Origin of the sequence: Paractinoplanes pyxinae, assembly GCF_026626335.1 — a bacterium.
Lineage (GTDB): Bacteria > Actinomycetota > Actinomycetes > Mycobacteriales > Micromonosporaceae > Actinoplanes > Actinoplanes pyxinae.
In genome coordinates, this window is the sequence record NZ_JAPNTZ010000008.1 from 385,241 (window position 1) to 404,748 (window position 19,508).

Annotated in this window: 19 protein-coding genes and 1 pseudogene; 6 read left to right on the top strand and 14 right to left on the bottom strand. The window is 72.3% G+C overall.

Annotated features, from left to right (window positions below; genetic code table 11):
- Positions 1–14: 14 nt before the first annotated feature.
- From OWR29_RS24555 to OWR29_RS24595, 9 genes are all read right to left on the bottom strand, one after another.
- Entirely contained in the window at positions 15–1,718 is a 1,704-nt protein-coding gene (locus tag OWR29_RS24555) for a VMAP-C domain-containing protein (RefSeq protein WP_267565549.1), read from the bottom strand.
- The gene (locus tag OWR29_RS24560) at positions 1,715–2,098 is read right to left on the bottom strand and encodes a CU044_2847 family protein (RefSeq protein WP_267565550.1); all 384 of its coding nucleotides are present in this window, start codon (positions 2,096–2,098) and stop codon (positions 1,715–1,717) included. The genes OWR29_RS24555 and OWR29_RS24560 overlap by 4 nt, the downstream gene beginning before the upstream one ends.
- A 79-nt stretch (positions 2,099–2,177) precedes the next feature.
- Complete coding sequence (locus OWR29_RS24565) at positions 2,178–3,788, bottom strand: putative bifunctional diguanylate cyclase/phosphodiesterase (protein WP_267565552.1); 1,611 nt, start codon at positions 3,786–3,788, stop codon at positions 2,178–2,180.
- Positions 3,785–4,603: an SAM-dependent methyltransferase gene (locus OWR29_RS24570; RefSeq protein ID WP_267565553.1), complete on the bottom strand. Its 819-nt coding sequence runs from the start codon at positions 4,601–4,603 to the stop codon at positions 3,785–3,787. The genes OWR29_RS24565 and OWR29_RS24570 overlap by 4 nt, the downstream gene beginning before the upstream one ends.
- A 56-nt stretch (positions 4,604–4,659) precedes the next feature.
- A complete protein-coding gene (gene lhgD, locus OWR29_RS24575) occupies positions 4,660–5,856 on the bottom strand; it encodes an L-2-hydroxyglutarate dehydrogenase (RefSeq protein WP_267565554.1) in 1,197 nt (398 codons plus the stop codon).
- Between the two features lie 26 nt (positions 5,857–5,882).
- Positions 5,883–7,811, bottom strand: coding sequence for an ATP-binding protein (locus OWR29_RS24580; protein ID WP_267565555.1), 1,929 nt, complete (start codon positions 7,809–7,811; stop codon positions 5,883–5,885).
- A gap of 7 nt (positions 7,812–7,818) precedes the next feature.
- Positions 7,819–8,469, bottom strand: coding sequence for a 4'-phosphopantetheinyl transferase family protein (locus OWR29_RS24585; RefSeq protein WP_267565556.1), 651 nt, complete (start codon positions 8,467–8,469; stop codon positions 7,819–7,821).
- Positions 8,466–9,041 (bottom strand): GNAT family N-acetyltransferase, encoded by a 576-nt coding sequence (locus OWR29_RS24590; protein ID WP_267565557.1) that lies wholly within the window; start codon positions 9,039–9,041, stop codon positions 8,466–8,468. Before OWR29_RS24590 ends, OWR29_RS24585 begins: the two co-directional genes overlap by 4 nt.
- A gap of 3 nt (positions 9,042–9,044) precedes the next feature.
- Complete coding sequence (locus OWR29_RS24595) at positions 9,045–10,022, bottom strand: ABC transporter substrate-binding protein (RefSeq protein ID WP_267565558.1); 978 nt, start codon at positions 10,020–10,022, stop codon at positions 9,045–9,047.
- 93 nt (positions 10,023–10,115) lie between these two features.
- On the opposite strand from OWR29_RS24595, the gene OWR29_RS24600 reads away from it, so the two are divergent.
- From OWR29_RS24600 to OWR29_RS24615, 4 genes are read left to right on the top strand one after another with little or no spacing between them, the layout of a single operon-like run.
- The gene (locus OWR29_RS24600) at positions 10,116–11,078 is read left to right on the top strand and encodes a FecCD family ABC transporter permease (RefSeq protein ID WP_438872651.1); all 963 of its coding nucleotides are present in this window, start codon (positions 10,116–10,118) and stop codon (positions 11,076–11,078) included.
- Positions 11,075–12,109: a FecCD family ABC transporter permease gene (locus tag OWR29_RS24605; RefSeq protein ID WP_267565560.1), complete on the top strand. Its 1,035-nt coding sequence runs from the start codon at positions 11,075–11,077 to the stop codon at positions 12,107–12,109. Before OWR29_RS24600 ends, OWR29_RS24605 begins: the two co-directional genes overlap by 4 nt.
- Entirely contained in the window at positions 12,106–12,948 is an 843-nt protein-coding gene (locus OWR29_RS24610; protein WP_267565561.1) for an ABC transporter ATP-binding protein, read from the top strand. The genes OWR29_RS24605 and OWR29_RS24610 overlap by 4 nt, the downstream gene beginning before the upstream one ends.
- Complete coding sequence (locus tag OWR29_RS24615) at positions 12,941–13,300, top strand: VOC family protein (RefSeq protein ID WP_267565562.1); 360 nt, start codon at positions 12,941–12,943, stop codon at positions 13,298–13,300. Before OWR29_RS24610 ends, OWR29_RS24615 begins: the two co-directional genes overlap by 8 nt.
- 91 nt (positions 13,301–13,391) lie before the next feature.
- Here the strand turns inward: OWR29_RS24615 and OWR29_RS24620 are convergent, their stop codons facing one another.
- The gene (locus tag OWR29_RS24620; protein WP_267565563.1) at positions 13,392–14,312 is read right to left on the bottom strand and encodes a S66 peptidase family protein; all 921 of its coding nucleotides are present in this window, start codon (positions 14,310–14,312) and stop codon (positions 13,392–13,394) included.
- A gap of 180 nt (positions 14,313–14,492) precedes the next feature.
- Between OWR29_RS24620 and OWR29_RS24625 the strand changes: the two genes are divergently transcribed.
- On the top strand, positions 14,493–15,575 hold the full coding sequence (locus tag OWR29_RS24625; RefSeq protein WP_267565564.1) for a cellulose binding domain-containing protein: 1,083 nt from the start codon (positions 14,493–14,495) through the stop codon (positions 15,573–15,575).
- Positions 15,576–15,614: 39 nt separating this feature from the next.
- On the opposite strand, the gene OWR29_RS24630 is transcribed toward OWR29_RS24625, so the two are convergent.
- Together OWR29_RS24630 and OWR29_RS24635 are read right to left on the bottom strand one after the other, a co-directional pair.
- Complete coding sequence (locus OWR29_RS24630; RefSeq protein ID WP_267565565.1) at positions 15,615–16,211, bottom strand: cadmium resistance transporter; 597 nt, start codon at positions 16,209–16,211, stop codon at positions 15,615–15,617.
- Complete coding sequence (locus OWR29_RS24635; RefSeq protein ID WP_267565566.1) at positions 16,208–16,705, bottom strand: MarR family winged helix-turn-helix transcriptional regulator; 498 nt, start codon at positions 16,703–16,705, stop codon at positions 16,208–16,210. Before OWR29_RS24635 ends, OWR29_RS24630 begins: the two co-directional genes overlap by 4 nt.
- 62 nt (positions 16,706–16,767) lie before the next feature.
- Between OWR29_RS24635 and OWR29_RS24640 the strand changes: the two genes are divergently transcribed.
- The gene (locus tag OWR29_RS24640) at positions 16,768–17,547 is read left to right on the top strand and encodes a hypothetical protein (RefSeq protein ID WP_267565567.1); all 780 of its coding nucleotides are present in this window, start codon (positions 16,768–16,770) and stop codon (positions 17,545–17,547) included.
- Between the two features lie 9 nt (positions 17,548–17,556).
- Here OWR29_RS24640 and OWR29_RS24645 read toward each other — a convergent pair.
- A pseudogene (locus OWR29_RS24645) lies at positions 17,557–17,931 on the bottom strand (SgcJ/EcaC family oxidoreductase); the annotation flags it as partial.
- 45 nt (positions 17,932–17,976) lie between these two features.
- A complete protein-coding gene (locus OWR29_RS48055; protein ID WP_324291267.1) occupies positions 17,977–19,500 on the bottom strand; it encodes a diguanylate cyclase domain-containing protein in 1,524 nt (507 codons plus the stop codon).
- Positions 19,501–19,508 lie beyond the last annotated feature (8 nt).

The following is a 19,508-nucleotide window of genomic DNA, read 5'->3' on the forward strand; positions in this document are numbered from 1 at the left end:
GCCACCTCACTCGCTCACGCGAAGCCCAGCGGCACGGTTCGCCGCCGGGCGTCGTCGCGCAGCAGCACCAGATCACTGCCGCAATGGGTCGGTTGCCGGGCGTACGCCGCCTCGGCCCGCAGGTCGCGCACGGCGTGGGCCACCTGGTCGAAAGTCACACCGCCGAGCCGGGCGGTCAATTCCCGGGCGAAGCGGCGGCCGTCGCAGTCGTCCTCGTGTTCGTCGTGCAGGCACGGCGCACGCCGCCAGATCAACACCGGCGGCCCGGCCGCGACCGCCAGACCGACCTGCTCGGGCGTCGTCCACTCGCAGGTCAGGCCGATGGCCAGCGGGTCGTCGCGCCGCCGCCGGAGCCAGCCGCGGAACTCGTCCGGGGTGGTCGGCGGCTCGCTGTGGTCGCGCCAGCGCAGCTCCCGGCCCAGGTCGGCGCCGTTCTCGCGGAGCAGTTCGGCACGGTGGCCGAGCCGGGCCGGGTTGTCGTGGTCGAACCAGTCGAGGTCGCGCACGACCAAAGGGCTCGAGACGCCGAGGCGGGTCGTGTCGTCGGTGTGGTCGCGCCACCGCTCGACCGGCTCGGCCAGCAGGTCGCGGGGCAGCACGAACTCGACGGTGAAGACCCGCAGCGGCATCCGCGTCACCGCCTCCGCCAGGGCCCGCTCGACCGAGCCCTGCCAGCTGCCCGGCAGCAGGCCGGTGGCCTGGGCGACCGGCTCCCCCAGCTCGCCGTCGGGGTCGGTGACCGTCCACACTGTCAGGTCGTACGTCTCGGCGCCCTGGCCCGCGACCGGCTCGAGCTTGACCACGATCGCGCCCTCGTGCGCCGCCTCGACCGGCGAGCTGGGCAACGGCCCCGCGTACAGATGCACCCCGGCCCAGCGCCGGGCCTCGTCGGTGCCGATCTTGACTAGCAACCCGGCCAGGTAGAAGCGCATCTCGTCGTCGTCCACGGTGGCCGCGTCGACCACCAGCGCCTCGACCACGCCGGCCAGCGACGTCAGGTGGCCCGGCATGCTGGGCACCTTGCTCCGCAGCTTGGCCAGCAGCTGGCGCACCTGGCCGCGCGAGTAGACCGTCGCGGCGAGCACCCCGCGCAGTTCCCGGTAGGCCGTGGGGCTCAGCGAGCCGAGCGGGATCAGCTCGTCGAGCGCGGGACAGACCTCGGCCAGCCGGGCCACGGGGACGATGACCCCGATCCTCTCGCGGCCCCGCCCCGCCTTGCGCACCATGCCCAGCACCTGCTCGGTGCCCTGGTGGCGAGCGGCGGCGCCGCTGAAGCCCTCCTGCAGCCACACGCCCAGGTCGTCCTCGGCCCGCACCTGCACGTCCGCCCCGATGAACTGCTGCGCACCGGCCCGGAACTCGCTGTATACACCGGTCTCGGCATAGCTCAGCGGAAACCCGTAGGCGTCGAGAGTGCCCAGCCCGTAGACCTCCAGCCCGGCGTGCGGCGCCAGCGGGGCCGGCTCGACGTCGACCGGCACGCTCAGCTCGAGCACGGCCACGTCCGCCGCCTCTGCCCCGGGCGACCACCACGGACCGTCCCGCAGCACGGTGGCCTTGCGCGACTCGTCGCCCTCGCCCAGCGTCACCTGCGCCGTGGCCTGGCCGCGCACCACGTGCGCGCAGGTCAGCACGTGGCGGTCGTCGACCAGGAATCCGCTGCCGCGCACGTGGGAATCCGGGATGTCGATCCGGGCCTGCCAGCGTGGCTCGTTCATGCCCCCGGCTGGTCCTCGTCGTCGTCACCGTCGAGGGACGGGCGGCCGACCGGGTGGCCGCTCCCGCCCGACCAGGACATCCGCACCACGATGTGGCCCTCGGCGGCGGTGCGGGCGAACACCGCGGAACCGGCCTCGGCCTTGAACTTCACTCCGAACTCGAGCTCGATCGACTCGGGCGCGGACTCCGCGGCCCGGAAGGTGTCCAGGGCCTTGAGCGCGATGGTGCGCACCCCGCCGAGGGCCTGCTCGAGCGACTCGCGGGCCCGGAAGATCCGGCCGTCGAAGGAGACCTCCCCGAACCCTGCGTCCGGGGTGTCGACCTCGATCAGCACGGCGCTGCCGTCGTCGGCCTGGATCTGCATGAGCTCGCTCGGCACGTCTGTCCCTCCCGGGGATTTGTCGGGTCAGCTGAGCATCCTCTGTCGACTGACTCGGCACTATCGGCTGACCGTCCGATCACGCAGCGGGCCCGGGGCGGCCCAGGTGATACCCCTGGCCGTGGTCGCAGCCGAGATCGCGCAGCAGGCTTTCCTGGTCGGCGGTTTCGATGCCTTCGGCGGTGACGGTCATTCCCAGCGCGTGGCACGCGTCGATGATGTGCCCGAGCACGTCGCGGCGCTGGGTGTCGTGGAGGAATTCGGCGGCCAGTTTGGCCTCGGTGAACGGCAGCGTGGTGAGCACGGCCAGGCTGGAGTAGCCCGTGCCGAAGTCGTCGAGGGCCAGCCGCACCCCCAGCGCCGCCAGTTCCTGCAGCACCGGGCGGTATTGCAGGGCCTCGGCGGTCTCGGTGACCTCGAGTTGCAGCCGGGCCGCGGGCAGGCCGGTGCGGTGCAGGATGTCGGCCACGGAGGCGACCAGGGCGGGGTCGCGCAGCTGGACCGGCGACAGGTTGACGCTCATCAGGCGTCCGGGCCGGGCGACGCCTTGCCGGCAGGCCTTTTCGAGCAGGTAGCGGCCCAGCGGGCGGATCAGGCCGGTGCGCTCGGCGACCTGGATGAACTGGTGCGGCATGACCAGGCCGTCGCCGGGGCGTTGCCAGCGGGCCAGGGCTTCGGCGCCGATCACCGCGCGGTCGGCCAGGCGCAGCAGGGGCTGGTAGTGCAGGGTGAACTCGCCGCGGTCGAGGGCGGCCGGCATCTCGGCGGCCAGGCGGTGGCGGTTGCGTTCGTCGTCGGCCCGGGCGGGGTCGAACAGGGCCGGGCCGCGCTGGTCGTGGCGGGCCCAGCGCAGGGCCAGCCGGGCGTCGTGCAGCCAGCCGTCGGGGTCGGTGCCGGCCGTGGGGCGTTCGACCAGTCCGGCGTACGCGGTCACGTGCAGGTCGTGGCCGTCGATCGGGAACGGCCCGGCCAGCAGGTGGAGCGCCTGGTCGGCCACCTTGATCAGGTCGTCGGGGCCGGTGGTGCCGGGCACCAGCACGGCGAACAGGTCGGTGGCGGGCTGGGCCAGGATGCCCAGCGGGCGCAGCCGCCGCGCGATCGAGGCGAGCAGGCGGACGCCCCGGTCGTCGCCGAGGGTGTCGGTGAGCTCTTCGAGGTGGTCGAGGCCGAGCAGCAGCAGGCCGGCCCGGCCGCCGCCCAGGTCGGCCAGGGTCTTGTGCAAGTGCTGCTCGTTGGGCAGGCCGGTGTCGGGGCGGTGCAGCAGGGCCTGTTGCAGGCGGCGCTGCAGGTCGAGCTGGACGGCCCGCCAGTGGATCTTCTCGGAGCGGTTCATCTCTTCGGCGGCGCGCACGGCGAGGTCGCGCTGGGCGGCCACGAAGCCGACGACCAGGCTCTCGAGCAGGGCCAGCACGCGTTCGCGCGACTCCTCGCCCAGGATCGCGGGCAGCCGGCCGGCCAGCAGGTGGACTGTCGTGCCCAGCACCGGCGGGGAGGACATGCGCAAGTCGACCAGTTCGGAACCGATGCGCCGGCCCGGCGCGGGGTCGAAGGGTTCGGCCCGGACGGCGGCCACGAACTCCTCGAGCAGGTCTTCCAGGGCCGAGCGCGCCCTCGCCCGTACGCCGGGAACGAAGCCCGCCGCCACCACCCCGCGCAACCAGTCCTCGGTCAGTGCGGCGTACGAAGTCATGACCGCTTCCGCGCGATCGCCACCAGCGCGGTGGGCTGCGGCGGGTCGCCCGCCTCGTCGGGGTCGGGATGCCACTCGGACGAGCCGACCACGCCCGGCGGGACCAGCTCGAACTCGTCGCCGATGAGGGCGGCGATCTGCTCCCGGGTGCGGATCACGACCGGGGTCGGCGTGCGCTCGTAGAGCCGGCGGGCCGCCTCCTGCGCGGCGCGGCCCTCGGGCGTCGGCTCCGGACCCAGGTGCGAGATCACCAGGTGGCTGCCGGAGACCAGGGGCTCGCCGAGGCGGCGCAGGATGCCGGCCGGGTCGGCCTCGTCGGGCACGAAGTGCAGCACGGCCACGGTGAGCACGGCGACCGGCTCGCTGAAGTCGAACAGGTCGAGCACATCGGGGTGGTACAGAATGCTGTCGGGCTTGCGCAGGTCGCCCTCGATCACCCGGGCGTACGGGTTGCCGGTGAGCAGGCTGCGGCTCTGCTGAACGGCGATCGGGTCGATGTCGACGTACATGACGCGGGCCTCGGGGTCGGCCTCCTGCGCCACCTCGTGCACGTTGCCCAGCGTGGGGATGCCCGAGCCGATGTCGAGGAACTGGCGTACGCCGGATTCGCTCAGCCGCCGCACGGCCCGCCCGAGGAAGGCGCGGTTGGCCCGGGCCACCAGCCGCGCGTCGGGGAACATCTTCTCGGCCCGATGCCAGAATTCGCGGTCGACAGCGAAGTTGTGCACGCCGCCGAGCGCGTAGTCGTAGACGCGCGACGCGTCCGGCACCGTGATGTCGACGCCCTCCGGCACCCATCCATACGATTCGGTCATTGCGGTCCCCTCCCACGCGGGCAGATGCAGCCTACTGCCCAAAGTGGAGGAACGCGCTAGGAGCCGAATTCGGCCGCGTCCACGACATGCTCGGCGATGGCCAGGCTGGAGGTCGCCGCCGGTGAGGGGGCGTTGCGCACGGCCGTGATCGGGCCGAGGCGGTGGATGCGGAAGTCGTCGACCAGCGCGCCGTCGCGGTCGAGAGCTTGCGCGCGTACGCCGGAACCCGCCCGCACCACGTCGGCCGCCAGGATCTCGGGCACGTAGCGGCGGGCCGCCTTCATGTAGGCGCGCTTGGACACCGACCCGTACATCTCGCGCACGCCCGTCCGCCAGTGCCGGGCGGCCATCCGCCACATGCCGGGCCAGCCCGCGATGCCGGCGAGGTCGCGCGCCGACACGTCACCCCAGCCGTAGCCCTCGCGCGCGGTGGCCAGCACGGCGTTCGGCCCCACCTCGAGCTCGCCGCTGACCCGCCGGGTGAAGTGCACGCCCAGGAACGGGTAGCGCGGGTCGGGCACCGGATAGATCATGCCCCGCACCAGCCCCGCCTTCTCGGGCCGGACCTTCATGTACTCGCCGCGGAACGGCACGATCCTCGGAGCCGCCGCGTCCCCGGCCAGCCGGGCCACGGAGTCACTGTGGATGCCCGCGCAGATGATCAGGCGGTCGACCGCGACCTGCTCGGACGCCGACGAGACGGTCAGCCGGCGGCCCTCGCTGATGCCGGTGACCCGGAAGCCGAACCGGACCTCGCCGCCGCCGGCCACCACGTCGTCCGCGAACGCCCGCGTCACGCCCGGGAAGTCGGTGATCGCGGTGTGCGGCGAGTGCAGCGCGGCCAGCCCGGAGGCGTGCGGCTCGATCTCGCGGATCCCCTCGGGGCCGACGCGGCGCAGGCCCGGCACCTGGTTGGCCTCGGCCCGGGCGGCCAGCGCGTCCAGCCGGGCCACGTCCTCGGTGGTCACCGCGACGACGAGCTTGCCGCATTCCTCGTACGCGATCCCCCGCTCGGCGCAGTATTCACGCAGCTGCGCGCCGCCACGCGTACACAATCGCGCTTTGAGACTGCCCGGTGTGTAGTAGATGCCGGCGTGCACGACGCCCGAGTTGTGCCCGGTCTGGTGGGCCGCGACGCGATCCTCCTTCTCGAACACCACGACCCGCGTGCCGGGCCGCCGCCGCGTCACCTCACGCGCGATGGCCAGCCCGACAATGCCCGCCCCGACGACCCCGACGACCTCATCCGCCATGCCTGACGGTCTACACCAACCGCCGCTCAGACCGCCGACCGGGTGCGCCCGGCGAGCGCGTCGTGCACGCCGTGCAGCAGATCGTCGCCGGTGAAGGGCTTCTCGACGAACGGCGCCCGCGCGTCGAGCACCCCGGTGACGTCGAGCATCCCGTTGCTGTAGCCGGACATGTAGACCACCGGCAGCCCGGGCCGGCGCTCGCGCAGCAGCTCGACCAGCCGCGGACCGGTCATGTCGGGCATCACCACGTCGGTCAGCACCGCGTCGACGTCCCGGTCGCCCACCACGACCAGCGCCTCGGGCGCGGTGGCGGCCGCGATGACCTGGTAGCCGGCGACCGTCAGGATCCGGGTGGCCGCCCGCAGCAGCGGCGGCTCGTGCTCGACGACCAGGACCGTGCGGCCGTCGCCGCCGGGCGGGCGCTCGCGGCGCTCCGGCCGGGCGGGCGCGGCCACCAGCGGCAGATAGATGCGGAAGGTGGTGCCCACGCCGGGTTCGGAGTAGACGGCGATCGAACCCCCGGCCTCGCTGATGATCCCGTACGCGGTGGACAGCCCCAACCCGGCCCCCTGGCCCGGCCGGGTGGTGAAGAAGGGCTCGAACACCCGCTCGGCGACCTCGGGCGGCATGCCCACGCCGGTGTCGCTGACCAGCAGCCGCGCGTACGGGCCGGGCGGCAGCGCGGGCTGCGGGCCCCGCGCGGCGGCCGAGATCTCCGCCGTGTTGGCCTCCAGCACCAGCGTGCCGCCGTCCGGCATGGCCTCGCGGGCGTTGTCGGTCAGGCTTTTCAGCACTTGCTGCAGCTGGGCCGGGTCGGCGCGCACGGTCAGTGGCTCCGGTGCGGGCCGGCCGACGATGGTGATCCCGGGCGACTCACCCAGGGCCTCGCGAGCGTCGGCCAGAGCCGCGTTGAGGTCCAGATCCTGCGGGCGGGCGCCGTCGCCGCGGGTGAAGGTGAGCAGCTGCCGGGTCAGGTTCTGGGCCCGGCCGGCCGCCGACCGCACGTGATCCAGATCCTCGCGTACGCCGGGCTTGTCGCTGTCCTCGATGGCGAACTCGGTGTAGTTGGTGATGATGGCCAGGATGTTGTTGAAGTCGTGGGCCATGCCGCCGGCCAGCTTGCCCAGGCTCTCCATGCGCTGCTTCTGGTGGGCCTGTTCCTCCTCGGTGCGGCGCTGATCGGCCGCCTCCTTGAGCGCGCTGATCTCGCGGGCGGTGATCGACGCGCCGGTGACCGCGCCCGAGGCGTCCTTGATCGGCGTGACGTTGATCGACAGTTCGAGCGGCGAGCCGTTGCGGTGCACCCGCCGGGCCTCGTAGTGGATGCGGCGCTCGCCGTGCCGGATGCGGGCGATCACGGCCATCTGGTCGGCGGCGGCGCCCGCGTCGCCCGAGAAGATGGACATCGGCTGGCCGATCGCCGCCCCCGCGTTGAAGCCGAACAGCCGCTCGGCGCCGCGGTTCCATGCGGTGACCCGGCCGTCCAGGTTGACCCCGATGATGGCGTCGTCGGTGTGCTCGACCACCGCGGCCAGGAAGCCCCGGTGCTTCTCGGCCGCGTTGCGGGCTTCGAGCTCGCGGGCGTCGGCCTCGGCCAGGCGGTTCTGCTCGCCCGGGGAGCTGTAGATGGTGCCGCCCTCGAGCAGCACCTTGTAGCTGCGGCGCAGCGTCCAGTAGTAGACGCCGATCACGCCGGTGAAGGCGTCCCAGACCGCCGACGGCCAGATCCAGCCGCCGCCGAGATGCCCGCCGGGATGGTCGAGGCCGCGGATGGCCATGAAGGCGTGCAACCCGTGCCCGACCGAGCACGTGAAGAAGATCATCGCAGTCGCCACGCCCAGCTTGTTGGTCCACAGCTGGCGGGCGCGGGCAACCGGCACGATGATCGCCACCATGATCGCGGCGTAGGCGACCATGATCACCAGGTTGCCGAGAAGATAGACCTGTTCCGGCACGATCGTCCTATCGGCCGCTCCCGGCGTCAGCTGAGCGCAGAACGATCGCGGCGACCACCAAATTGCTTTCGGCCCGCCACCGGCCCTCGAATCCGCTCACCGGGCCGTCGACCAGCAGCCGCACCGTGAAGGTGCCGTCCGGGCGCAGGACGGCGTCGGCCTCGGTGAAGTCGAGCCAGCGCTGGGCGAGCGGGAACCACGCCTTGTAGACGGCCTCTTTCACGCAGAAGAGCAGCCTGTCCCAGGAAACCCCGCCCGGCTTCAGCTCGGCGATCCGGTCGCGCTCGCCGGGCAGAGAAATGGCGTCCAGTACGCCTTCGGGCAGCGCCTCATCGGGTTCGGCGTCCACACCGATGGTCTTGATGAGTGCGCTGCGGCCGACCACGGCCGCCGCGTAGCCCGGGCAGTGGGTGATCGATCCGACGAATCCGGCCGGCCACCGCGGCGATCCGCGCTCGCCCTGCAGGACGGGCGCCGGCGGCACACCGAGCTGAGCGAGGGCCTTCCGCGCGCACCAGCGCCCGGTGGCGAACTCCCGGCGGCGCTTCTCGACGGCCCGCGCGACCAGGGCCGCCTCCTCCGGGTAGAGCTCGACCGGGGCGTCGTCGCGCCGCTCGGCCCAGGCCGTGAGCCCGGCCGGAAGGATCTGATCGATCATGCCGGCAGCTCGCGGACGTGCAGAGCGGCGCGCTTGTGCCCGAGGTCGCTGACGTTCAGCAGGCGGAAGCCGGCGCCGACGAACATGCGGCGGGCCATCTCGTGCCGCTCGTCGGGGTCGGCCAGCAGGCGGCGGCAGCGGGGATCGGCGGCGTGCAGGCCGTCGGCGATCGCACTCACCATCGCGCGGCCCAGGCCCCGGCCGGTGCGCTCGCGGTCGCCGATGGCCAGGTGCACGCCCAGGTCGTGCGGGTCGGTGTCGTAGTGCAGGCCCACCACGTCGAGCGGCGTCCGGTAGACCTCGACGTAGGCGAAGGGCCTTCCCTCGTACGAAATAAGCAGAGGCCTCGAATAATCGCCGCTCAGCTGCTCGGCGAGCGCCTCGGCCCACCGCGCGGGCGGCCAGGCCTGCTCCCAGAACCGCTCGACGTGGGGCTCGCCCATCCACCGGCTGACCAGCCCGGCGTCGTCGTCGCCGGCGGTCAGCTCACGAACGCTCCAGGGCGCGGCCAGGACAGGGATCGGCGGCGGCCCCGCCGCGACGGGGCCGGCCGTCACCTCACGCGCGGACACCGCTCAGCCGGCCTTAGCCGCTTCCGAGATCGTCGGCAGGACGTTCTCGATGATGTAGCGCACCGACAGCGGCGTCGGGGTGCGCAGCGCCGAGAACTGAGCGTCGCTCAACGCCTTATACGACCCGCGCTTGACCGAGCCCAGGTTCTTGAACAGCGTGTTGCCCTCCAGCGTGGGCTGCAGCGACTTCTCGGCGTAGTAGACGAGCGTGGTGCCGGCGTCGAGCACGCCGACCTTCTCGAGGCTGAGCTGCACGGCGAAGTCGTCGCCCTCGAGCGCGGCCACGCCCGGGGCCAGCTTCATGCCGAAGTCGTTGAGCATCTTCACACCAGCATCCTTGTCGGAGCGCAGAACGCCGATCGAACCGGCCTCCCACATCTGGCTGAGAGTGAACTCCTTGCCGGCCAGTTCCGGGTGGCCGGCCTTGGCCTTCGCGATCTCGCCCTCGACCTCGGCGATGATCTGGTCGGCCTTCGCGGTCTGGCCGACCGCCTTCGCGACCTGCTTCAACGTTGTCTGCCAGGGGTCCTCGAAGGCGCCCGTGGTCTCGTACGCAGTGGTCGGCGCGAGCCGGCTGAGCTTGGCGTACTCGTCGTCGATGTAGTAGTCGCCGCCGGCCAGGATCAGGTCGGGCGCCAGGGCCGCGATCTTTTCGACGTCGAAGCCGGTGTCGCCCGCGGTGAGCACGGTCGGCTGACCGGTGACCAGCGGCTTGGCCCAGGCGGTGATGCCGCCCTCGCCCGAGGACTCGGCGATGCCGACCGGCTGCACGCCGAGCATCAGCAGGGCGTCCAGGTCGGCGTCGGACAGCGCAACGATGCGCTGCGGGGTGGACTTGATCTCGGCGGTGCCGAGCTTGTGGGTCAGCGTCACCGCTTGCTGCTGCTCGGCCGCGGGTTCGCCGTCGCCACCGCCGCACCCACTGAGGAGGCCCAGGCCTACCAGCAGGGCTGCTCCGGCCGCTCGGATCGTCAAGGGCATGTCGGACCTCACGTTCTAATTAGGTGAGGCTAAGCTAAGCGACGCGGTTCGGAGGGGCAAGTCTGGGGGTACGGCGGCGTGATCAAGCGGTTGGTGGCGCTGCTCGCGCTGGCCGTCGCCCTCTCCCTGGCCGTCGGCGCCCAATGGCTGGGGCTCGGCGAGGTGTGGCGGGCGGTCGTCGATCCGGACCCGGGCGCGCCGGCCACCGCCATCGTGTGGGAACTGCGGTTTCCCCGTACGGTCCTGGGCCTGCTGGCCGGCCTGGCGCTTGGGGCGGCCGGGGCGCTGATGCAGGGTCACACGCGCAACCCTCTCGCCGACCCCGGCCTGCTGGGCATCTCAGCCGGCGCCTCGTTCGCCGTCGTGCTCGGCATCCAGCTCGGGGCGACCGCGCTGACCGGCTACATCTGGTTCGCCTTCGCCGGAGCGCTGCTGGCCAGCGTGGCTGTCTTCGGTATCGCGTCCGGACGGCGGGGCGGGCCGACCCCGGTGACGCTGGCCCTGGCCGGGCTGGCGATCAGCGCGCTGCTGGCGTCGTTCACCCAATCGATCCTGCTGGCCGACAACGCCAGCCTGAACCTGTTCCGGTTCTGGGTGGTGGGGTCGCTGTCGGGCCGGGACTCCACAGTGGCGGCCCAGGTGGCGCCGTTCATCGCGGTGGGCCTGGTTCTGGCCTTGGTCAACGCGCCGGCCCTGAACGCGCTGGGACTGGGCGAGGACGTAGCGCGGGCGCTGGGGCAACGGGTGGTTCTGGCGCGCGTGATCGGCGTGGCCGCCGTCGTGCTGCTGGCGGGGGCGGCGACGGCGGCGTGCGGGCCGATCGGGTTCCTCGGCCTGATCGTGCCCCATGTTGCCCGTACGGTCGTCGGCCCCGACCATCGCCGGCTGATCCCGGCCGCCGCCCTCACCGGCGCCGCGGTGCTGCTGCTGGCCGACGTGCTGGGCCGGGTCGTGGTGAGCCCGGGCGAACTGCAGACGGGGATCGTGCTGGCCGCGGTGGGCGCCCCGTTCTTCATCATGCTGGTCCGATCCCGCCGCGGAGCCGTGAAACTGTGACCCTTCTTCAAGTCCATGTCGGACGGCTTTCGGGGCGCGTCGCGCTGCGGCCGATCGCCGTCGGTGTGGTGGGGCTGGCCCTCACCGTCGCGGTGGCTGTCTTCAGCATCGGGCACGGCAGCTTCGGCATCGCGCCCGGCAACGTGGTGAGCACCCTGCTCGGCGGGGGCACGGCCGCGCAGAAGCTGATCGTGCTGGACCTGCGCCTGCCCCGCATCCTGACCGCCCTGCTGGTCGGGGCGGCGCTGGCGGTGTCCGGCGCGCTCACCCAGACGTTCGCCCGCAACCCCTTGGCCAGCCCCGACGTGCTCGGCGTGACGCACGGCGCCTCGCTCGGAGCGGTCGCCGTGATCGTGCTCGGTGGGGGTGCGGCGATCGGCGCCGTACCTCTGGCCGCGCTGGCGGGTGCGCTGGTCGCGGCGGCGCTCGTCTACGTGCTCGCGTGGCGGCGCGGGGTCGACGGCTATCGCCTGGTGCTGGTGGGCATCGGGGTCGGCGAGGTGGTGACGGCCGGCGTCTCCTGGTTCCTGGTACGGGCCGAGATCGTCGACGCCGCCCGGGCCACCATCTGGCTCAACGGCTCGGTGGCGGGCGCCGACTGGGCCCAGGTGCGCCCACTGGCCCTCGGCCTGGCCGTGCTGCTACCCCTGGCCGTGGCGACCAGCTTCACGCTGCAGGCCCTGCAGTTCGACGACGACGTGTCAAAGGCTTTGGGCGTACGTCTCCAGTCCGCCCGCTTGGCCGTGGTGCTCACCGCGGTCGCGCTCGCCGCCGCCGCGGTGGCCGCCGCCGGACCCATCGAGTTCGTGGCGTTCGTGGTTCCGCAGATCGCCCTCCGCCTCTGCGGCGGCTCCCGCCCACCCCTCGTCGTGTCGGCCATCCTGGGCGCCTTGCTGGTGACCGCGGCCGACCTGGCCGCCCGCTCCGTGCTGCCCGCCCGCGAACTCCCGGTCGGCCTGCTCACCGCGATGGTCGGCGCGCCCTACCTGCTCTGGCTGCTGACCCGGACCAACCGAAGGACCTCCGCGTGACCGACTCCGCACCGCGCCTGCAGGCCCGGGGCCTGCGCCTCGGCTACGGCGACGACATCGTGGTCGACGGCCTCGACCTGGACGTCCCCGACGGCGCGATCACCGCCGTGGTCGGCCCCAACGGCTGCGGGAAGTCGACGCTGCTGCGGGCGCTCGGCCGCCTGCTCAAGCCCCGCGCGGGCGAAGTGCTGCTGGACGGCCGCCGCATCGACCAGATGCCGACCCGGGAGGTGGCCCGCATCATCGGGATGCTCCCGCAGAGCCCGGTCGCCCCCGACGGCCTCACCGTGGCCGACCTGGTCATGCGGGGCCGCCACCCGCATCAGAACTGGTTCCGCCAGTGGTCCCCGGCCGACCAGGACATCGTCACCGAGGCCCTGGCGTGGACCGACATGCGCGACCTGGCCGGCCGCCCGGTAGAGGCCCTATCCGGCGGCCAGCGCCAGCGCGCCTGGATCTCCATGGCCCTGGCCCAGGGCACCGACGTGCTGCTGCTGGACGAGCCCACCACCTACCTGGACCTGAGCCACCAGATCGACGTGCTCGACCTGATCGCCCGCCTGCACCGCGAACGAAACCGCACCATCGTGATGGTCCTGCACGACCTCAACCTGGCCGCCCGCTACGCCGGCCACGTGGTAGCCATGCGCGACGGCCGCATAGTCGCCCAGGGCACCCCCACCGAGGTCTTCACCGTCGAGCTGCTGTCCGAGGTCTTCAACTTGTCGGCCCTGGTCGTGCCCGACCCCGCTACCGGAACGCCGCTGGTGGTCCCGCTACCGCGGCACGGCCCGACGGGAAATGTCGTACCCCGCGCGCAGAATGCCGGGCATGACTGAGCAGACGCACGAGCACCACGTCATCGACTACATCGAGATCACCGTCGGCGACCTCGCGGCGGCCAAACGCTTCTACGGCGAGGCGTTCGGCTGGCAGTTCAACGACTACGGCCCCGAATACGCGGGCATCCGCCGCGGCGCGGGCGAGGTGGGCGGGCTCCGGGCGGGCGAGCCGGTCGGCGTCGGCGGGCCGCTGGTCCTGCTGTTCTCGTCCGATCTGGACGCTTCGGTCGAGGCCGTGCGCGCCGCGGGCGGCCAGGTCGTCGAGGGGCCGTACGAGTTCCCCGGCGGCCGCCGCTTCCACTTCACCGACCCCAGCGGCAACGAGCTGGGCGTCTGGTCCGAGAAGTAGCTGCCCCGACCCCCTCGCCTCCTCGCCGCCGCCGTGACCCTCGCGCTAGGGCCTCGGCCTCCTCGCCGCCGTGGCCCTCGCGGTGGGTGCCTCAGACGACGGCGGGGTCGACCACCAGCGTTCCCGCGCCGGCGTCGAGGCGGGCCGGGACGCCCAGGCCGACGGCGATCTGCTCGGGGCCGTGGCCCAGCGAGAGGCCGCCCAGCACCGGCACGCCCAGGCCGGTCAGCTGCTCGTGCAGGACGTCGAGGATCGGCGGGTAGTGCGGCTTGGTGTCGACGCAGTTCGTGAACTGGCCCACGGCCACGCCGCGGACGCCGTTGAACCAACCTGCGCGGCGAAGGTGGACGAGCATGCGGTCGACGCGGTAGGGCTCCTCCTCGACGTCCTCGAGCAGCAGGATCGCGCCGGTCAGGTCCAGGGCGTGCGGGGTGCCGATGGTGCTCGCCAGCATGGCCAGGTTGCCGCCGAGCAGCGTTCCCGTGGCCGAGCCGTTGACGCGTACGGCGTACGTGGGTTCGTCTCTTGTCGCCGTGACCGTGACCGGTTCGCTCAGGGTGACCGCCCGCCGGGCCGCCCGCACGGTCAGCGACGCGGGCCCGCGCTCGAACTGACCGGCCGTCGGCCCGTGGACGGTCGCCAGCCCGGCCTCGCGCCACATCGCCGCGTGCAGGGCGGTGACGTCCGAAAACCCCATCACGACCTTGGGGTCGGCCCGCACGGCCGCGAAGTCGACGCCGTCCACGATGCGCTGCATGCCGTAGCCGCCGCGCAGACAGAACACCGCCCGCACTTCCGGGACCCGCAATGCGTCGTTGAGGTCGGCCAGCCGTTCGTCATCGGTGCCGGCGAAGAACGCATGCCGCCCGCCCGCGTGCTTGCCCAGGCGGACGCGCAGCCCCCACCCCTCGAGCGCCGCCACGGTAGCCGCCACGCGCCTCGCCTCGCTGGCCCCCGACGGCGACACCAGCGCCACGAGGTCCCCGTCGCCCAACCGCCGTGCCCTGATCACAATCCGCAGCCTACTCAAACCTCGACCGATCTCGTTGTCGTCGGGATGCGCCGGTGTGCGGGCCGCCCTCGGCCAAGATCAGGCTGAAGCCGCCGCCGCAGTCCGCCCAGACCGGCACAAAGAGCGATGACCGGTCAGTAGGCGTTGACATCCGTCTATGCATACTGGACGGTCGGCTCCATGGGGACCTCGATTCGCGCGCTGCTCGCGATCACGTTCGCCGCCGCTGCCGTCTCCGCCGCACTGGCCGGGCCGGCCGCCGGCGCGAACCCGCTCGCCGTTCCGCCTTCGACGCCGGCCCCACCACCTCCGCCGACGACGGGCCGGCCGCCATCGCCGCCGACCGACTTCACCGTCAGCGGCGTCACCCCGACCTCGGTCACCCTGTCGTGGACCGCGTCGGATCCCGGCTCCAGCCCGGTCGACAGCTACGCCGTCAACTACACGCAGGCGTTCAACGACATCTACTGGTCGCAGCAGGTCGGCAACGTCACCACGGTCACCATCACGTCGAACATCCGCCCGATCAACCAGTACACGTTCTGGGTGCTGGCTCGCGGCACCGACGGCCGAATCTCAACGTCACCACCCGCGGTCACCGCCATGACTCCGGCCGGCACCACCGGCGACACCTCCCCGCCGACAGCCCCCACCGACCTGCGCCTCACCGGAACCACCCCTGACGGCTCCGCCCTGGCCTGGAACCCGGCGGCCGACGACACGGGCGTCACCGGCTACAACGTCTACTTCTTCGACGGCTGGTACTCGTCGACGCTGGTCGGCACCACCGCCGCCACCACGTTCGTAGCCCCGCCCGGCAGCAACGGCACCGGCTTGAGCGCCTACTACGTGCGGGCCAAGGACGCCGCCGGCAACCTGTCGATCGCCTCCAACACCGTCCGGCCCGGCACCACCCCCACGCCCACGACGCCTCCCCCGGCTCGCACCTGCCGTGTCGCCTACGACATCACCTCAGAATGGCCCGGCGGCTTCGTAGCCGAGCTCACCATCACCAACACCGCCCCCACCGCCTTAGACGGCTGGACGCTGACCTTCCCCACCGCCGGCGACCAACGCGTCGCCTCCGCCTGGAACGCTACTTTCACCCAGACGGCCACCGACGTCACGCTGACCGCCGCCCGCTGGAACACCCGAATCCCCACCGGCGCCAGCGTCACAGCCGGCCTCCTGGGCCGCTGGACCACCAGCAACGCCGCTCCGCCCTCGTTCACCCTCAACGGCGAACCGTGCGGCATCTCCTGATCCGCGGTGATCGCAGATCGCGTATGCGGCAGTTCGGAACTACCAGCCGAAGGCGCCGCCCCCGATGAGGATGAGCAGGCCGAGGCCGATCAGGACGACGGGCAGCAGAATATGCCCCCAGCGGCTCAGCGCCTTGGCGATGACCGGCCGGGTGGCGAAGAACCGGCCGGCGGCAACCCAGACCGCGACCAGAAGCAGGAACACAACCACGTAGATGCTCGTGCCGCCGGCACCGGCGGTGGCGAGCACCGGGACGTAGACCCCGATGTTGTCGCCGCCGTTGGCGAAGGTCACGGCGGCCACGGCGAGCATTCCGGGCGGGCGATCGGTCGACGAGGCCTCGTCATCATCGTCGTCGCGGTTCCGCCACGCTTGGACGGCGGCCTTGATGCCCAGACCCAGCGGCAGCAGGCCGAGGTAAGGCACGACCTCGTCGGGCAGGAACGTGGCGCCAAAGGCGGCCGCCACGGCGACGACCAGGATGCCGGCGAAACCCAGATACTGGCCGGCCAAGATGTTCCGGGTCGTGTTCCGATGACCCGCCCCCTGGGCGAAGAACAGGGCCAGAACCACGATGTCGTCGACGTTGGTGACCGCGAACAGGCCCACGGCCTGCCCGATGACGGCGACGTTCAAGACTGCTGCCCTGCCTGCAGCACGAGCTTCCGGAGCAGGTCGGCCAGCGTCTGCCGCTCGCCGGGGGTGAGCGTGGCCAGCAGCGCCGCCTCGCCGCGGTTCTCGGTCGTGGCGTGCCGTTCGAACGCCCCGTTCCCGGCCTCGGTGAGCCGCACCCGCACCCGACGACGGTCGGCGCCCGGCTCGGCGTCGCGTTCGATCAGGCCGGCCTCCTCGAGCGGCCCCAGCCGCGCCGAGAGCGCGCCCCGCGTCAGCCCGAGCCGGTCCGCCAATTCCGACGGACTGGCCACATAGGGCGATCCACCCCGTCGCAAAGCCAGCAGAATCTTGAACTGCCCGTGCTCCAGCCCGCCCTGGACGAGAGCCGCGCGCCGCGCCTGGGTCAGATGCCGCCCGAGAACCGCCAGCCGCACCATGATCGCCTCCTGCACGGGATCCATCCACGGCAACTCGTCGCCCCAGACCGCCACCAACTCGTCCGCGCTGTCCCGCACGTTCCCGCCCCCGCGACATAGTTTTCTTGTGGATAGTTTTTCGGATTACTACCGTCCCGGGCATGACGCTACTCGATGAGATCTGCGGGGCGGCCCTCGATCTGGCTCGGGCCGGCCGGTGGGAACGAGCCTTGACTCTGCTGGACGTCGCCGACTCGGATGACCCCCGCTTCGCGTTGGCGGCGGCCGAGATTGCGGTGGACCACGACATGCGGACCGGCGGCAACGAAGCGGCCACACGGCTCGCCACGGCCGAGCGTCTGTGCGGCCCGGCGTGGGATGTGCAGTTCCTGCGCCTGCGTATCGACTACTTCGGCCAGCTGTTCGCCGACGGCCGGTTCTCCTTCGGGCCTGACGGCAAGGACCCGGCTGTCCTGGATGCTCTGCACCAGCGCGCCGGGAAGCTGGCGGCCGACGCGCCCGACTCGGTACGCGAGGGCTGGGCGCACATGTACCACGGCCTCATCCTCGACAATCTGTTCGCCGATCGGGCCGCCGCGCCCGCGCACTATGCGATCGCCCTGCGCGCCGGCGAGGGCGGTGGCGACGTTCCGCTGACCTGGGAGGCGTTGCGGCACCTGGGCGACCACGACCGCGACGAGGGCCACCTGGACAGCGCCCGCGAACGCTGGCAGCGAGCCACGGCTCTGGCCGCCGCCTCGGGAGCAACACCGGCCACCCTGGCCCAGCAGATGCTGCTGGCCGTGCTGGCCCGCGACACCGGCGACGAGGCCGGCGCCGTCGCCCTGGCTCGTGAGATCTCCCGATGGTCGGCCGCGATCGGGGCCGTGCGCCAGCACCAGCAAGCCGAAGCCTTCCTGGCGAACGAGATCGTGGCCTGACGGCAGGCGTCAGCACGTCAGCTGGGCGATGTGCCGGGCCGCGGCTTCCGGATGGCCGTGATACTGGGCGGGCGTGTTCTGGAAGAGGACGATCATCCACCGGCCGCCCTGCCGCTCAGCCACCACGGTCTGGACGGTGTTGAGGGCCGGGCTCAACTCCTCAGCCCCGGGCGGGATCATCCCCGCGATCGCATGAACCAGCCAAGCTGACTCGCCCACCGCGCGCGTGCCCACGACCTTGCCGACGTAGGCCGCCGTCGGGTGGTCGGTGAAGATGGGCCGTAGGTGGTCCGGGACGGCGCTGCCCTCGACCTGGCTGCCGTCGAAGCCGATCAGCAGGCCGTCCGGCGCGAACAGGGCGCCGAAGCGGTCGGCGTCCCGGTCGTTCCAGGCTCGCGATGGGGCTCACGTGAGCCCCATGGTGCCGTCCTACAACAGGGCGGCCGGGTTGTAGCACTTCCAGCTGCCCTTGCCGGCGTGCTTGGCCGCGTACATGGCCAGGTCGGCGCTGCGCAGCAGGCTGCCGGCGTCGTCGCCCGGTTCGGCGCTCGCGATGCCGATGCTCGCATTCGCGCGCACCACCGTGTCCTCGTACGGGATGGGCGAAGCCAGCTCGAGAAGGATGCGGTCGGCAGTCTGCGAAGCGCCCGCCGTGCCGCAGTCGCGGAGCAGCACGGCAAACTCGTCGCCGCCCAGGCGCGCCACCAGATCGCCCGTACGCACGGAAACGCGCAACCGGTCCGCCACGCCGGCCAGCAACGCGTCGCCGGCCGCGTGCCCCAGCGTGTCGTTGACCGCCTTGAAACCGTCGAGGTCAATGATCATGACCGTGGTCAGGCCCGAGCCGGTAGGTGTGGCGAGTGCGGCCGCCACCTCCTCGTGGAAGCAGGTGCGGTTGGCCAGGCCAGTCAAGCCGTCGGACTGGGCCTGGTGCCGCAGCCGCGCCTCGTGCTCGCGCAGGTCGGCCAGGGTGGCGTCGAGCTGGTCGATGAGCCGCCGGTTGTCGTGGAAGGCGGCCAGCTGCCGGCACACCACCAGCGCGAAGATGAGGCCGAGCCCGGTAACGGCGCCCCACAGGCGGGCGTGCGGCCCCTCGGGGATGACCGTGAGCACCGCAGTAAAAGCGACGGCAATTGACCCGTACGGCAGAAGGCTGTACGACTTTTGCCGGCGCGCACCGAAGGCGGCCTTCTCGTCGAAGCGAGCGAGCAACTCCTGCAGGCGCGGCCCCATGGCGATCAGCAGCGACGGCAGGAACCGGATGGCGTACACGTGGGCGGGCATCGGCCCGTCGGCGCCCGGCGACACGAAGACACCGATCGCGTTGACGACGGCCGACGCCAGCAGCGGAACGGCTACCGCTTTGTGCATGGGCGCGTTGCCGCTGAGCACCAGCTTTACCGCCGCGAAGCCCGAGGTGAGGATGACCGCGCCGGTCACCATCGTGTTCAGGACGTCGTCCGGCCCCACCGCGAAGCACCAGGCCACCACGGCCCCGCCGACCAGCACGGTCGCCGAGTCGAGCCAGAAGGCCACCTGCTCACGCCGGGTCCGCCCGGGCATCGGGTGGGCCAGCATGGCGATGATGAGGGCGGCCACGGCGACCGTGAAGCAGATGGTCTGCACCGGCCCGCCCGCGGTCGACCACTGGTTCTGGCCGGCCAGGGCGGTGACGAGCTGGACGGTGTCGCCCACCGCCACCAGCGCGCCGACGAAGGTCATGACGAGCCAGAAGCGCCGCAACGCGCCGGTCGCCCGCCGGGCCACCTGCCACGACGACAGGGCGAGGAGCGCGTCGAGCGGCGGCTGGAAGAACCAGAACGCCTGCACCTGCGCGTTGGACCGCCCGGAGAGGGCGAACAGCGCGACGCACCCGGCCAGCGTCCACAGCACGGCCCCGATCATGACGGGGTCGCGCCGCGCGGTCCGCAGGACCGACCTGTGCTGGCTCACGAGGAGGC

Coding starts and splice junctions, on each gene's coding strand:
- OWR29_RS24615 (WP_267565562.1), top strand. CDS start 12,941: ATGACTGAGCAGACGCACGAGCACCACGTCATCGACTACATCGAGATC.
- OWR29_RS24585 (WP_267565556.1), bottom strand. CDS start 8,469: ATGATCGATCAGATCCTTCCGGCCGGGCTCACGGCCTGGGCCGAGCGG.
- lhgD (WP_267565554.1), bottom strand. CDS start 5,856: ATGGCGGATGAGGTCGTCGGGGTCGTCGGGGCGGGCATTGTCGGGCTG.
- OWR29_RS24565 (WP_267565552.1), bottom strand. CDS start 3,788: ATGACTTCGTACGCCGCACTGACCGAGGACTGGTTGCGCGGGGTGGTG.
- OWR29_RS24570 (WP_267565553.1), bottom strand. CDS start 4,603: ATGACCGAATCGTATGGATGGGTGCCGGAGGGCGTCGACATCACGGTG.
- OWR29_RS24625 (WP_267565564.1), top strand. CDS start 14,493: ATGGGGACCTCGATTCGCGCGCTGCTCGCGATCACGTTCGCCGCCGCT.
- OWR29_RS24555 (WP_267565549.1), bottom strand. CDS start 1,718: ATGAACGAGCCACGCTGGCAGGCCCGGATCGACATCCCGGATTCCCAC.
- OWR29_RS24640 (WP_267565567.1), top strand. CDS start 16,768: ATGACGCTACTCGATGAGATCTGCGGGGCGGCCCTCGATCTGGCTCGG.
- OWR29_RS24595 (WP_267565558.1), bottom strand. CDS start 10,022: ATGCCCTTGACGATCCGAGCGGCCGGAGCAGCCCTGCTGGTAGGCCTG.